We start from the raw sequence: 13036 nt of genomic DNA, 5'->3' as shown, positions 1-13036 counted from the left end.
AGCAGCTCAGGCCGAGTAGCTCAGCCCATGCCCCAGCTCGTACCGGTTCCCGTCGGCGTCCACGTACACGTACGCGCGGCCGTCCATGTGCTGCTCCTTCGCGAAGCCGGGCACGTCGTTCGGGGAGGCGCAGCGGCCCTCCTCGTCGACCGCGATCGCCGCGGCGTCGGCCGGGAAGGTGATCGGCAGGCGGCCCGTCGGCGCGAACTCGCCGAGCGCCGCGTCGACCAGCACGCCGCGGTCCGTGTCGAAGCCGACCAGCAGCGCGTCGGCGAGCGGCTCGACGCCGTCCAGCAGCCAGGGGAACTTCGCGTCCAGCGCGATGACCATCGTGTCCACGCTCGCGCGGATCTCCCGCACCTTGGCGATGTCCACGTGGGAGTGGTCGTCGATCGCCAGGTCCCCGATTCCCACGAACTCGAAGTAGCTGCCGATGAACGGGGCCAGCAGCACGATCGCGACGTCCGCGCCGCGATGATCGGTGGTGAAGTCGATCTCCGGATGCGCGGCGGCGACCTGTCGGCGCAGCGCCTCGAGGTCCCTCACCAGCAGGTCCTTGGCGAACAGCTCGAGATGGACCCGTTTGCCCGCGAGCTGCTCGGGGCGCAGCGGGAGCACCGAGCCGTGGTTCTTCGCGAGCACCACGGAGCGGCGGTGCGCCTCCAGGGCCGCGGCGGTCGCCTCGGGGTTCGCGACCACGCGGTCGGCCTCCTCGGGATCCGCATAGGGGTTCTCGAACAGGCCCAGCGCGAACAGCTCCTCGAGCAGCAGGGTCGCCGCCTCGTCGAGCCGCTGGGAGGTGAACAGCCCCTTGACGTAGGCCTCGCGCACCGCGTCGACGTCGTTGGTGTCGGCGAACATGTCGGTCCCGGCCATCACGGCCGCGCCCACGCGCTCGGCGGTGGTGAGCTCCTCGACGCCCCAGGCCATCTTCGAGAGCACGCCGGAGTCGGAGTTGATGTAGCCGCGGTGGCCCATCTGTCGCAGCAGGTCGAGGATCTCCCGGTTGAAGGCGAAGCCGACCTGCTCGAACTCGCTCACCCGTCCCTGCGGGGTGGAGGACTTCTCATCCGACGGGATCGCGTAGCAGGGTATCACCGAGGAGGTGCCCGCATCGATCGCGGCCTGGAAGGGCGGGAGGTGGTACTCCTCGAGAGATCCGGGGGTGGGGTAGATGTTGAAGCGACCCTCGGCGTAGTGGGGGTCGGTGCCGTTCTCGCGCGCGCCGCCGCCGGGGAAGTGCTTCGTGGTCAGGGCGACGCCGTCCCGCTCCAGCCCCTCCGCACCCTGGAAGCCGCGCACGAGCGCGCCGATCGCGCGGGAGACGAACTCGGGGTCCTCGCCGAGGGTGCCCTGACCGCGGAACCAGCGCGGATCGGTGAGCACATCGGCCATGTACATGTAGCCCTTGCGCAGGCCGGAGGCGACCCACTCCCGACGCGAATGCGCGGCGAAGGACTCGATCACCTCCAGGGACCCGGCCGCCGCGAGACCCAGCGTGCCCGGCCACTGGGCGAAGGGCTGGTCCTCGGGAGTGCCGCCCATCTTGAAGCCGCCGGTCTCGTTCTTCGAGTTCGCCGCGACGATCACCGGGATGCCCCAGCGGGTCCCCTCCGCCACCTCGTTCATCGCGTTGATCCAGGTGGCGATCCGCGAGCCGGTGGGCTCCTCGCGCATGATGAAGTGCCGCATGTGCATGCCGCGGATCATCTCGGTGGTGCCCTGGAAGGGAATGCCGGCGCTCGTGTGCGGGTCGAGCTTGATCGGCAGGTGCTGCTCGTCCAGCGCACCGTCGTGGCTGGTGAGGTCCTTGTTCCGCTGCGAGATGCCCATGGGGCGGGAGCTGATGACCATCAGCCCGAGCTTCTCGTCCGGGGACATCCGCGCCACGAGGTCCGCGGCGCGCTCGGCAGGGCTCAGGCGCCAGTCCTCGTAGGGGGTGAGCTGGCCGTCCCCGTCGAGGTCGCGGAAGCGCAATCCGTCGACCTCGATGATCTGCTTGATGCGGCTGGAGAGGGGGACCTGCTGTGTCATCGACGACCTCCTGTGGTGGGCTGCAGGGCGCGCCGACGTCCTCGGCAGGGTGCGGGCGGCCTGCCGGTCACCGTACTCAGCACCGCGCGCGACCTGTCCGGACTTCCCGCCGATTGCCGCCCGTGCCGGTGCCCGGGCGTGCGCGGATCCGGCGGTTCTCGTTCCTGCCACCGCGGCGCCCGGTACGGTGGCGGGATGACCGGCATGCCGGAAGTCGCCCCCTCCCTCCCTCCTGCCGACCTGCCCGTGGACCTGCGTCGCATCGAGCTGCTGTGCGCCCGGCTGCGCCCCGAGGAGGGGGTCGAGCTCGAGGCGATCAGCTGGGCGATCGGGAAGCGTCCCCTCGGGGAGGGCTGGGACAACGTGCTGTGGCCGATCGGGACGCTCCAGGGGCGCCCGCTCGTGCTCCGGGTCGCCCGGCGCCGCGCCTCGCGTGCGCTCCTGGGCCGCGAGGTGACGGTGCTGCGCCGCCTGCGCGGGCTCGGGACCTCCCTCCCGATGGGTCTGCCCCGCGTGATCGCCACGGCGGAGGACGCCGTGGTGGTCGAGTGGATCGAGGGCGCGACCGTCGCCGAGACGGACAGGGCGGTGCAGGCGGAGGCCGCCGAGGACCTCGCCGCGATGCTCGCGACCATCCACTCCGGCCCCGCTCCCGAGGTCGGGAGGAATCCGGTGCGCGGCGTGCCGCTGGAGACCCGCGCCGATGCCTTCCGGGCGGATCTGGACCGCGCCCGTCTCCTCACGGCCGATGCCCGCCGTGCCGAGCGGAGGTGGCGAGCGGGACTGGCGGCCGAGCCGTGGCAGGGGCGGGAGCTGCTCCTGCACGGGGACCCCCACCCCGGCAACGTGGTGATCCCGCCGGCGACGAGCGCGGAGCCGCCCACGCTCATCGACTGGGGCGACACCACGCGTGGCGACCCCGCGAGCGATCTCGGCGCGCTGCTGCTGCATGCTCCCTCGGCCGCGCTGCTGGAGGCCTACCGCCGTCGCGCGGCCTGGATCGGGATCGAGGACGACGCGACGTGGGAGGCGCTGCAGGCCCGCGCCTGGGCCTGGGCGAGCCGCATGGCGCTCTCCCTCGTCCTGGCCTATCCCGACGCTCACGAGCTGGGGCGGATCGGTCGCCGCCTCCTCGAGGACGGCGCCCCGAGACCCTGAGCCGCCGCCCCCGGACACCGCCACCGGACACCCCGACGACGCCCCCGCACTCGGCCGTCAGCCCTCCTCGGCTCCCGCCACGGCGCGGACGTGATCGGTCGGAGCGAGGCCCAGGCGTTCGCGGGCGATCTCCGGACCCCGGCAGGCGAAGTTCTCCGGCTCGTCCCAGCCGCCGCCCAGCGGGCCGCTCATCAGCGGCCCGTCCTCGTGCTCGAGCACGTCCTGCACGTGCAGGATCCGGTGCGCGGCGAGGTCGAAGGCCTGCAGCCCGTGCTCGTGGGCGAGCTGGGCGAGCCGCCCGATCACCCGCCGGTTCGGCCCGCGCAGCACCGGCGTGAACGTCTCCCCGAGCGCATCCTCGGCGGTGTCGGAGTACTTCCATGGCGAGCGGTCGTCGAGCGGGTCCGCGGGGAACTCGGCGAGCACCGCCTCGGCGAAGCGTGCGATCCGCGGGCAGGGCGGCTGCTCGGCGGCCGGCGAGTCGACGAACTGCCCGGAGGTGTGCATGCGGGTGTGCAGGTCCGCGCAGGCCGACTCGTCGTCGACGGGGGCGGGCCCGATCCAGAATCCGATCCGATATCTCATGGCACGGATCCTGCCTCGGCGCAGGACGGCACCTGCCGCTCATCCACAACGCCGAGGTCAGCGGAGGGCGTGACGGTTCCTCCCCAGCGCCGCGCCCCCGCCGCGCCCCCCTCAGCGCCCCCGCCGCGCCCACTCCGCGTCCTCGCCGGGCCGTGCCCTCTGTGCCGCCCGTCGCGCCGAGCCGGAATCCCCACGACGGCCTTGGAGCGGCCACGTAGAGTGGCCCCGCCATGACCACGCCCTCCTCGCGCCCCGAACTCGCCGCCCCGCGCCCCGCCGAGCAGACCCCCGCAGCGGGCCCGCGGATCACCTACCCGGGGGACCTGCCCGTCTCCCAGCGCCGCGAGGACATCCAGAAGGCGATCGCGGAGCACCAGGTCGTCGTCATCGCGGGCGCGACCGGCTCCGGCAAGACCACCCAGATCCCGAAGATGCTGCTCGAGATGGGCTACGGCCGGGACGGCCGGATCATCGGCCACACCCAGCCGCGCCGCATCGCGGCACGCTCCGTCGCCCAGCGCATCGCCGCCGAGCTCGGCGAGAAGCTGGGGGAGGGGACCGTCGGCTACCAGGTCCGCTTCACCAAGGAGACTTCCCGCGGCACCCGGCTGAAGCTCATGACCGACGGCATCCTGCTCGCCGAGATCGGCCGGGACCGGCTGCTGGAGCGCTACGACGCGATCATCATCGACGAGGCCCACGAGCGCTCGCTGAACATCGACGTGATCCTCGGCTACCTCCGCCAGATCCTCCCGCAGCGCCCCGACCTCAAGGTCATCATCACCTCCGCCACGATCGACCCCGAGCGCTTCGCCGAGCACTTCGCACAGGCTCTCCCCTCGGGCGAGAAGCGCCCCGCTCCGATCATCGAGGTCTCCGGGCGCACCTATCCCGTCGAGATCCGCTACCGGCCCCTCGTGCTGGAGCCCGAGGTGGACGAGGACGACGAGCTGGAGGACATCCACTCCATCGAGCGCGACCTCACCCAGGCCGTCACCGACGCGGTCGACGAGCTCGCCGCCGAGGGGCCCGGGGACATGCTCGTCTTCCTCCCCGGGGAGCGGGAGATCCGCGAGATCTCCGACGCGCTCGAGGCACATCTCGCCCGCGGCACCCGCGGCCGCTCCGCTCTGCCCGTCGAGGTCCTGCCCCTGTTCGGCCGGCTCTCCGCGCAGGATCAGCAGAAGATCTTCTCCCCGCCGAAGGCCGGCACCTACCGCCGCATCATCCTGTCCACCAACGTCGCCGAGACGTCCCTGACCGTCCCCGGCATCACCTATGTCATCGACTCGGGGCTCGCGCGCATCTCCCGCTACTCCCAGCGCACCAAGGTGCAGCGCCTGCCCATCGAGCCGATCTCCCAGGCCAGCGCGAACCAGCGCTCCGGCCGCTCGGGCCGCACCGCCCCCGGCATCGCGATCCGCCTGTTCTCCGAGGAGGACTTCGAGGGCCGGCCCGAGTTCACCGAGCCGGAGATCCTGCGCACCTCCCTCGCCTCCGTCGTGCTGCTGATGACGAGCCTGGGACTGGGGGACGTGGAGTCCTTCCCCTTCGTCGAGCCGCCCGCCTCGCGCGCGATCACCGACGGCGTGCGCCTGCTCGACGAGCTCGGCGCCCTCGAGTCCGACCCCCGCGCCCCCGGCGGGCGCCGTCTCACGCGCGTCGGCCGCACCCTCGCCCGCTTCCCGCTGGACCCGCGCATGGCACGGATGCTCATCGAGGCCGACCGCCTCGGCGCGCTGCGGGAGGTGCTGATCATCGTCGCCGCCCTGTCCATCCAGGACCCGCGCGAACGCCCCCTCGGCCAGGAGCAGCAGGCCAAGGAGAAGCACAGGCGCTTCGAGGACGAGACCAGCGACTTCCTCGCCTTCCTCAACCTGTGGAACCATCTGAAGGCACGCCGGGACGCGCTGTCCTCGAGCGCCTTCCGCCGCGAGGTGCGCTCCGAGCACCTCCACTACCTCCGCATCCGCGAATGGTGGGACCTGCACGCCCAGCTGCGCGACATGGCCAAGGACGCGGGGCTGACCCGCAACGACAACGACGCCTCCCCGCAGGCGATCCACCAGTCGCTGCTGGCCGGGCTGCTCAGCCACGTCGGCCTGCTCGATGAGCGCACCCGCGAGTACTCCGGCGCGCGCGGCGCCCGCTTCACGATCTGGCCCGGCTCGGCGCTCGCGAGGAAGCGCCCCGACTACGTGATGGTCGCCGAGCTCGTGGAGACCTCCCGGCTGTGGGGTCGCACCGCAGCCCGCATCGACCCGGCCTGGGCCGAGGAGACCGGAGCGCACGTCGTCCGCCGCTCCCACTCCGCTCCGCACTGGTCCTCCAAGCGCGCCTCCGCCATGGCGCACGAGAAGGTCACCCTGTACGGGGTGCCGCTGGTCGCCGACCGCGTCGTCGGCTACGGCCGCATCGACCCCGAGGCCGCGCGCGACATCTTCCTCCAGAACGCGCTGATCGAGGGGGACTGGCGCACCCGCCACCACTTCTTCCGCGACAACCGCGCCCTGATCGCCCGGCTCGAGGAGCTCGAGGCGAAGACCCGCCGTCGCGACCTGCTGATCTCCGATGAGCAGCTCTTCAGCTTCTACGACGCGCGGATCCCGCAGGAGGTCGTCTCCGGGCGTCACTTCGACTCCTGGTGGAAGAAGGCCCGCCACGAGACCCCGGACCTGCTCACCCTCACCGAGCAGGACCTCCTCGCCGCCGACGAGGAGGTCACCGAGGCGATCCGCGCCGACTTCCCCGACACCTGGGTGCAGGGGGACATCACCCTGCCGCTGAGCTACTCCTTCGGGGAGGTCGGTGCGAAGGGGGCCGACGGGGTGACCGCCACCATCCCGCTCGCGGTGCTGAACCGCCTCGCGCCGCGCGGCTTCGACTGGCTCGTGCCCGGCATGCGCGAGGAGCTCGTCACGGAGCTGATCCGTTCCCTGCCCAAACCGATACGCCGCCACCTCGTCCCCGCGCCCGAACGTGCCAAGGCCGTCGCCGCGACCCTGCACGACGACGACCCCGGGACGGGGGAGCCCTTCGTCGAGGCGGTCGCCGACGAGCTCGTCGCCCTGCCCGGCGTGCCCGAGGACCTGCCGCTGTACGGCCCCGAGTTCGACCTCGCGAAGCTGCCCGCGCACCTGCGGATGCACTTCCGCGTCGTCGACGACAAGGGGCGCCAGGTCGGTGCGGGCGACGACCTCGAGACGCTGAAGGCCCGGCTGAAGGAGCGCGTGGACACCACCGTCTCCGCGCAGTCCACCGACATCGCCCGCAGGGACCTGCCCACCTTCCCCGCCGACGGCGTGCCGACGCTGCACGAGTCCACCGTCGGCGGGCTGAAGGTCACCGGCTATCCCGCGCTCGTCGGCCGTCGCGGGAAGGACGGACGGCTCGAGCGGGTGGACCTCGCCGTCCTCGCCACCGCCGACGAGCAGGCCCTCGCCCATCGCGAGGGCGTGATCGCGCTGATCGACCGGGAGATCGACGCGGACCTCTCCCGCGTGCTGAACGCCCTGCCCAACCCCACCAAGCTCGCCGTCTCGGGCTCCGAGTACGCCTCCACCGCCGCGCTGCTGGCCGACGCCTCCCGCGCGGCGACGGTGCACCTGGCCGGGCGGGCCGAGGTGCGCACCCGCGCCGAGTACGAGCAGCTCCTGGACCGGGTGCGCGCCCGGCACGACGAGCTCGCCGCCGCCGCGGTGAAGGACGCCGCCGCTGCGCTCGCCGTGAACGCGAAGCTCCAGCGCGAGCTGGGCCGGGCCACGTCCCTCGCCGTGCTCTCGCACCTCACCCAGATCCGCGAGCACGCCGCCTCGCTGCTGGGCGACGGCTTCATCTCCCGCACCGGCATCGACCACCTCGGCGACCTCACCCGCTACCTGCAGGCCGATCTGCACCGGCTCGAGAAGCTCCCGGAGAACCCGGGCAAGGACGCGCAGCTCGCATGGCAGATCGGTGATCTCGAGCAGTACTGGGCCACGCAGAGGGCGGCGCTGTCCGCGAGGCGTCGGGCCGAGCCCGAGGCGCGCGAGATCGACTGGCTGCTCGAGGAGCTGCGGGTGAGCCTGTTCGCCCAGAGCCTCGGCACGAGGCAGACCGTCTCCGACAAGAGGATCCGCAAGGCGATCGCCGCGCTCGGCGACTGAGGCCGGCCCGGACCAGCGCATCGTGACCTCGACGTGACCTGCGCCCCTCTGGCGGCACCTCCACGCGCTCCCACGAAAGCTTTACCGAATCCCTCCGCGCGGATGTTCCGCCCCCGCCGCGCCGTCGCTCCTGAGCCCCGGACAGTCGTCCAGGAGACGCCGCGACCGGGAGCGACTCCCCGTCGGCCCTTCCGCGACGGACTGTCATGACGAGGTCATGTCCCGATCAAACCGCAGGTCGCAGCGGTGTCAGCGCCGATCGGAGGGGGTTCACACGGTCCCGGGGGCGTCGTTACGTTGTCGACGCCCTGCCCCGGGAGAGCGAAGCGCCCGGAGCCCCCTGCACCGAAGGACGTCTGATGCCCGCCACCTCGACCGCCGCCCTCTCCCGGCGCCACCTGCTGCTCGCCGGCATGTTCGGCGCCACCGCCCTGGCCGGGCTCGGCACCCTCGCCCCCTCGGCCCGCGCCGAGGAGGGATGGACCGAGGAGTTCATGACCCGCGACGAGACCCGTGAGGGATTCCTCCTGGACGCGATGGACGACTGGCAGGTCGACAACGCGAAGTTCATCATCGCCGTGATCAAGGGGCACGAGCTCGACGAGGAGGCCGCGATCATCACGCTCGCCACCGCGATAGTGGAGTCCTGGCTGCGCAACTACGAGCCCGCCGTGGACCACGACTCCGGCGGCCTGTTCCAGCAGCGCCCCTCGATGGGATGGGGCAGCTACGACGAGGTGCGCCACAAGAAGCGCGCGATCGACGCCTTCCTGGGCCTGGGCGACCACTCGGAGGCCCCGGGCCTGCTGGACCTCGCCCCCGACTACCACGACCGGGAGCCGGGCGAGGCCGCCCAGGCCGTGCAGATCTCCGCCCACCCCGAGCGCTACGCCGAGCAGATCCCGGCCGCCCGCACCCTCTGGGACCGCTACGCCGAGGACGTCTCCCCGTACACGGACTGACCCCGTCAGGGGCCGTGCCGGGCCTGATCTGAGAGACTCGGTGCCGGCGGCGAGGACGCGCCGCCCCGGACGAGCGGAGATCCATGACGACCCGACCCCCAGCCCACGCCCGCACCGTGCGGGGGGTCGGCACGGCCCTGGCCCTCTCCCTGCTCGTCGTCGCCTGCGGCACGCCCCAGGAGCTCGACGCCCAGGACGCAGAGGCCCACTACGACGAGGTCGTCGCCGACGTGCAGGAGGCACTCGAGCCGCTGGGTCATCACCTGGTCCACGCTCCTGCGACCCGGTCCCTCGAGCTGGTCGACGGCGTGTGCGCCTACACCCCCGGCAGCTACGAGGCCGAGACGCTCGGTGCGGACCTCGCCGAGGAGGAGAACTGGGACGCGGTCCTGGACGTCCTCGATCCCGTGCTCGTCGAGCACGGCTTCGAGTCCGTCGACGCGCCCGAGCGGCAGGGGGCGGTGCTGATGGCGGTCGTCGAGGACGAGCACGGCGCAGAGCTGAGCCTCGGCGGGACGGGGGTCGTGCGGATCGCGGGGGCGCCTGTGAGCGCGGAGGCCTGCGAGGGCCGGTGAGCGCGGTCCGTCGGACTCGGGCCATAGCGGCCGCTGTCCGGCCCTCGGGCGGTCCGGCCCCCGCTCACAGAGGCCGCAGCAGGACCGCGCCGCGTCGTTCGCGCGTGGAGGCGCGCACCCCGGCCACGAGCACCGCTCCGGCCCCCGGCACCTCGATCGCCTGCCCGGGACGGGCGGCCAGGTCGAACACGTCCCCACCATCGCGTCCGCGCAGCACGACGTAGGCCGAGTGCTCGTCCGCGAGCGTCCGGTGGACGACGAGCACCGCATCGCCGATCCTGATCTGACCGGCTTGTTCCACCATGGTCTCCTCCGGGGGAGGGGCCGTCCGGTCGTGGGCGTCCGACGGGCCGTCGGCGGGTGTGCTGTGCGTGCTCATGATTCTCCGATCCCGGTCATGACGATGTCGTTGGCGAACATCGGGTCCTCCGGATCCACCCTGACCTCCTGGACGCTGCTCGAGTTCGAGCCGTGCGGATTGGTCAGGATGGCTGCGCGCTGCAGGCCCGCCAGGTCTCGCGGAAGTCGGCGGCGTCCGGACCGGTCCACGCCGCTGCGGCGACGGTCGTCTCGAGCGCCTCGCGCACCGCGGTGACGCGCTCGTCGCCGGTCCGCAGGGCGCGGGCCTGCTCCAGCAGCTGCGCGGTGTCCGCCCCCCGGGGATCACTCAACCAGGGTTCCCTCGCGGGCGCCATCGGCAGAACTCCCCATCGACCGGAGAGGGACCGCCCTCGCCCGGCCGGAGCCGTGAACGCTCACGTGCCGGCCGTGCCGCGTCGTGTCGTCCGCAGGGTCCGTGCCTCGCTAGGCTGTGTCGCATGTCACCGATGCCATCCGTCAGCTACTCCATCACCGTCCGCCTGGAGTTCGCCGCCCGCAGCGCCGCGGTCAGCGACATCACGGGACGGATCGAAGAGCACGGTGCGACGGTCACCGCGCTGGACGTCTCCGCCTCCGGACCCGAGCGGATGCGGGCGGACATCACCGTCCTCACCGGCGGGCACGATCACGCGATGGAGGTCGTCGAGGCGCTCAAGGGCCTGGAGGGAGTGGAGCTCGGCAAGGTCTCCGACCGCACCTTCCTCGCGCACCTGGGAGGCAAGCTCACCGTCGAGTCGAAGCTCCCGATCCGTCATCGCGACGACCTCTCGATGATCTACACCCCGGGCGTCGCCCGCGTCGTCAAGGCGATCGCCGAGAACCCCGAGGACGCGCGGCGCCTGACCATCAAGCGCAACACCGTCGCCGTCGTCACCGACGGCTCCGCGATCCTGGGCCTGGGCGATCTCGGGCCGCTCGCCGCGATGCCGGTCATGGAGGGCAAGGCCGCTCTCTTCAAGCGCTTCGCGGACATCGACGCGTTCCCTATCTGCCTGGACTCCCACTCGGTCGACGACATCGTCGCCCACGTCAAGGCGATCGCCCCCGTCTTCGCCGGCATCAACCTCGAGGACATCTCGGCCCCGCGCTGCTTCGAGATCGAGGACCGCCTGCGCGCCGAGCTGGACATCCCCGTCTTCCACGACGATCAGCACGGCACCGCGATCGTCGTCGTCGCCGCGCTGCGCAACGCCCTGCGCGTGGTCGAGAAGGACATCTCCACCGCCCGCATCGTGCTCTCCGGCGCGGGCGCCGCGGGCACGGCGATCCTGCGCCTGCTGCGCGCCGCGGGAGCCCGCGACATCATCGTCACCGACATCGACGGCATCGTCCACGAGCAGCGCGAGCAGCTCGAGGGCCGCCTGCCCTGGATCGCCGAGGTCACGAACCCCCGCCAGCTCACCGGCACCCTCCAGGACGCCGTCGCGGGGGCGGACGTGTTCATCGGGGTCAGCGCCGGGGACATCCTCACCGCCGACGACGTCGCGACGATGGCGGAGCGCTCGATCGTGTTCGCGATGGCGAACCCGACCCCGGAGATCGACCCGGCCGAGGCGGTCAAGCACGCCGAGGTCGTCGCCACCGGCCGCAGCGACTTCGCCAACCAGATCAACAACGTCCTCGCCTTCCCCGGCGTGTTCCGCGGCCTGCTGGACGCGCACGCCACGAGGGTCACCGACAGGATGCTGCTGGCCGCGGCGAAGGCCCTGGCCGATGTGGTCACGCCCGAGGAGCTGAACCCCACCTACATCGTCCCCAGCGTCTTCCACGACGGGGTGACCAAGGCGGTCGCGAGCGCCGTCGAGCAGGTCGCCCGCGAGGACGCCGGCACCGTCGACACGATCACCGGGACGATGGCCGCGGTCTACGCCGACGAGATCACCCTGGACGGCTGAGCCCGCCGTTCGCGGCCGGGCCCACCGCCGCACCCTCGCTCCTCGGCCTGCGGTCCTCGGCCCCCGCTCCTCGGCCACCGCTCCTCGGCCCTCGCTCCTCGGCCTGCGCTCCTCGGCCCCCGCTCCGCGAGTGTGCGATTCTGAGCCACATTCGGCCCGCATGTGGCTCAGAATCGCACACTCGCGGGCAGTGGCCAGCGGCCAGCGGGCAGCGGGCAGCGGGCAGCGGGCAGCAGGCAGCGGGCAGCGGGCAGTGGGCAGCGGGCAGCGGGCAGCGGGCCTGCTCAGCGGTGCGTCTGCTCGAGCGGGGGAGCGGCCGGCTCCACCTCGCGCTCCGTCGCGGCGCGGCGCAGCACCCGCTCCCCGGCCCACGCCACCAGGCCGAGCGCGATCCCGACCACGTCGAAGAGCACGTCCAGCGCGTCCCCGGAGCGGCCGGGGATCGCCAGGAGCTGCACGAGCTCGATCACGACGGCGTGGACGAGCGCGACGAGCACGATCCAGCCGATCGGGAACCGGCGCCGCGGCGCGAGGAGACGCCCCGCGGCGAAGACCGTCAGCGCGAACACCAGCAGGTGCACGGCCTTGTCCAGGCCCGGCAGGGCGAGGCCGCCCGGGGACAGCGGCAGATAGAAGCCGATGTTCACCAGCAGCGCGAGGCCCAGCAGTCCGGCGCGCCAGGGCAGCGAGCCGCCCGCCCGCGTGATCTCGGCGGGGACCCGGCGGAGGTACTCGGCGACGGCATCCATGGGGGAAGTGTCCCAGGTGCCGGACCTGTCCTCGTGGAGGCGGGGCCGCTAGGCTTCGACGAGCACGCACGCGACCGAGGAAGAAAGCGAGGGAGGCCGCCATGTCCTCCACGTCCGACCCGTCCCGGATGGATCCCTACAGCGACGACCCGGGGGCGGCGCCCACCGCTGTCATGGACCGTCAGGTCCAGGAGCAGGAGAGCACCACCGACGACGGCGACCACGACCGGTTCGCCCACTACGTGCGCAAGGACAAGGTCACCCAGGCCGCCCTCGGCGGCACCCCGGTGATCGCGCTGTGCGGCAAGGTGTGGGTGCCCGGCCGCGACCCCGACAAGTACCCGGTGTGCCCGGAGTGCAAGGAGATCTACGAGAGGATGCGCGACCCGGACGACGGCGGCGACGGCAAGGGAGGCTCGGGCCGCGGCGGCGGCTTCCGCGGCTTCTTCGGCGGGCGCCGCTGAGCCCTCGCCCCGTGCGGGCCATGCGCTGACCTGTACGCTCGCGGCCATGGGCAGGACCGCTGCGTCGCGTCCCGCCCGCGCGCCGGGC

11 protein-coding genes are annotated in these 13036 nt (G+C 72.6%); 6 read left to right on the top strand and 5 right to left on the bottom strand.

Features of this window, described 5'->3' with window-relative positions:
• Positions 1–6 precede the first annotated feature (6 nt).
• Positions 7–2034 (bottom strand): glycoside hydrolase family 3 N-terminal domain-containing protein, encoded by a 2028-nt coding sequence (locus D1648_RS11480; protein ID WP_122941952.1) that lies wholly within the window; start codon positions 2032–2034, stop codon positions 7–9.
• Between the two features lie 195 nt (positions 2035–2229).
• On the opposite strand from D1648_RS11480, the gene D1648_RS11475 reads away from it, so the two are divergent.
• The gene (locus tag D1648_RS11475) at positions 2230–3192 is read left to right on the top strand and encodes a phosphotransferase (protein ID WP_122941950.1); all 963 of its coding nucleotides are present in this window, start codon (positions 2230–2232) and stop codon (positions 3190–3192) included.
• A 57-nt stretch (positions 3193–3249) separates the two neighbouring features.
• Here D1648_RS11475 and D1648_RS11470 read toward each other — a convergent pair whose 3' ends face one another.
• A complete protein-coding gene (locus D1648_RS11470; protein ID WP_122941948.1) occupies positions 3250–3777 on the bottom strand; it encodes a hypothetical protein in 528 nt (175 codons plus the stop codon).
• Between the two features lie 230 nt (positions 3778–4007).
• Here D1648_RS11470 and hrpA point away from each other — a divergent pair, with 230 nt between their 5' ends.
• From hrpA to D1648_RS11455, 3 genes are all read left to right on the top strand, one after another.
• Positions 4008–7922, top strand: coding sequence for an ATP-dependent RNA helicase HrpA (hrpA, locus tag D1648_RS11465; RefSeq protein ID WP_122941946.1), 3915 nt, complete (start codon positions 4008–4010; stop codon positions 7920–7922).
• Positions 7923–8281: 359 nt separating this feature from the next.
• A complete protein-coding gene (locus D1648_RS11460; RefSeq protein ID WP_122941943.1) occupies positions 8282–8884 on the top strand; it encodes a hypothetical protein in 603 nt (200 codons plus the stop codon).
• Positions 8885–8967: 83 nt separating this feature from the next.
• On the top strand, positions 8968–9459 hold the full coding sequence (locus D1648_RS11455) for a hypothetical protein (RefSeq protein ID WP_122941941.1): 492 nt from the start codon (positions 8968–8970) through the stop codon (positions 9457–9459).
• 64 nt (positions 9460–9523) lie between these two features.
• On the opposite strand, the gene D1648_RS11450 is transcribed toward D1648_RS11455, so the two are convergent.
• Complete coding sequence (locus D1648_RS11450) at positions 9524–9838, bottom strand: hypothetical protein (RefSeq protein WP_126281992.1); 315 nt, start codon at positions 9836–9838, stop codon at positions 9524–9526.
• A gap of 103 nt (positions 9839–9941) precedes the next feature.
• Entirely contained in the window at positions 9942–10130 is a 189-nt protein-coding gene (locus D1648_RS11445) for a hypothetical protein (protein ID WP_126281991.1), read from the bottom strand.
• Positions 10131–10277: 147 nt separating this feature from the next.
• Here D1648_RS11445 and D1648_RS11440 point away from each other — a divergent pair, with 147 nt between their 5' ends.
• Positions 10278–11735 carry an NAD-dependent malic enzyme gene (locus D1648_RS11440; protein WP_122941935.1) on the top strand — a complete coding sequence of 486 codons (1458 nt, stop codon included), beginning with the start codon at positions 10278–10280 and terminating at the stop codon, positions 11733–11735.
• A 284-nt stretch (positions 11736–12019) separates the two neighbouring features.
• Here D1648_RS11440 and D1648_RS11435 read toward each other — a convergent pair whose 3' ends face one another.
• Positions 12020–12484, bottom strand: coding sequence for a VanZ family protein (locus D1648_RS11435; RefSeq protein WP_122941933.1), 465 nt, complete (start codon positions 12482–12484; stop codon positions 12020–12022).
• A gap of 101 nt (positions 12485–12585) precedes the next feature.
• Between D1648_RS11435 and D1648_RS11430 the strand changes: the two genes are divergently transcribed.
• The gene (locus D1648_RS11430; RefSeq protein ID WP_122941930.1) at positions 12586–12948 is read left to right on the top strand and encodes a DUF3039 domain-containing protein; all 363 of its coding nucleotides are present in this window, start codon (positions 12586–12588) and stop codon (positions 12946–12948) included.
• Positions 12949–13036 lie beyond the last annotated feature (88 nt).

The sequence above is a fragment of the Brachybacterium sp. EE-P12 genome (genome assembly GCF_003711805.1).
In the GTDB taxonomy this organism is placed as follows: Bacteria; Actinomycetota; Actinomycetes; order Actinomycetales; family Dermabacteraceae; genus Brachybacterium.
The sequence above is the reverse complement of the archived record's forward strand: the minus strand, read 5'-3'. Positions and strand labels throughout refer to the sequence as shown.

What these genes read in the sequence shown, in the direction of transcription:
- D1648_RS11460 (WP_122941943.1), top strand. Translation starts at nt 8,282, where the DNA reads ATGCCCGCCACCTCGACCGCCGCCCTCTCCCGGCGCCACCTGCTGCTC.
- D1648_RS11475 (WP_122941950.1), top strand. Translation starts at nt 2,230, where the DNA reads ATGACCGGCATGCCGGAAGTCGCCCCCTCCCTCCCTCCTGCCGACCTG.
- D1648_RS11480 (WP_122941952.1), bottom strand. Translation starts at nt 2,034, where the DNA reads ATGACACAGCAGGTCCCCCTCTCCAGCCGCATCAAGCAGATCATCGAG.
- D1648_RS11435 (WP_122941933.1), bottom strand. Translation starts at nt 12,484, where the DNA reads ATGGATGCCGTCGCCGAGTACCTCCGCCGGGTCCCCGCCGAGATCACG.
- D1648_RS11470 (WP_122941948.1), bottom strand. Translation starts at nt 3,777, where the DNA reads ATGAGATATCGGATCGGATTCTGGATCGGGCCCGCCCCCGTCGACGAC.
- D1648_RS11455 (WP_122941941.1), top strand. Translation starts at nt 8,968, where the DNA reads ATGACGACCCGACCCCCAGCCCACGCCCGCACCGTGCGGGGGGTCGGC.
- D1648_RS11430 (WP_122941930.1), top strand. Translation starts at nt 12,586, where the DNA reads ATGTCCTCCACGTCCGACCCGTCCCGGATGGATCCCTACAGCGACGAC.
- D1648_RS11450 (WP_126281992.1), bottom strand. Translation starts at nt 9,838, where the DNA reads ATGAGCACGCACAGCACACCCGCCGACGGCCCGTCGGACGCCCACGAC.
- hrpA (WP_122941946.1), top strand. Translation starts at nt 4,008, where the DNA reads ATGACCACGCCCTCCTCGCGCCCCGAACTCGCCGCCCCGCGCCCCGCC.
- D1648_RS11440 (WP_122941935.1), top strand. Translation starts at nt 10,278, where the DNA reads ATGTCACCGATGCCATCCGTCAGCTACTCCATCACCGTCCGCCTGGAG.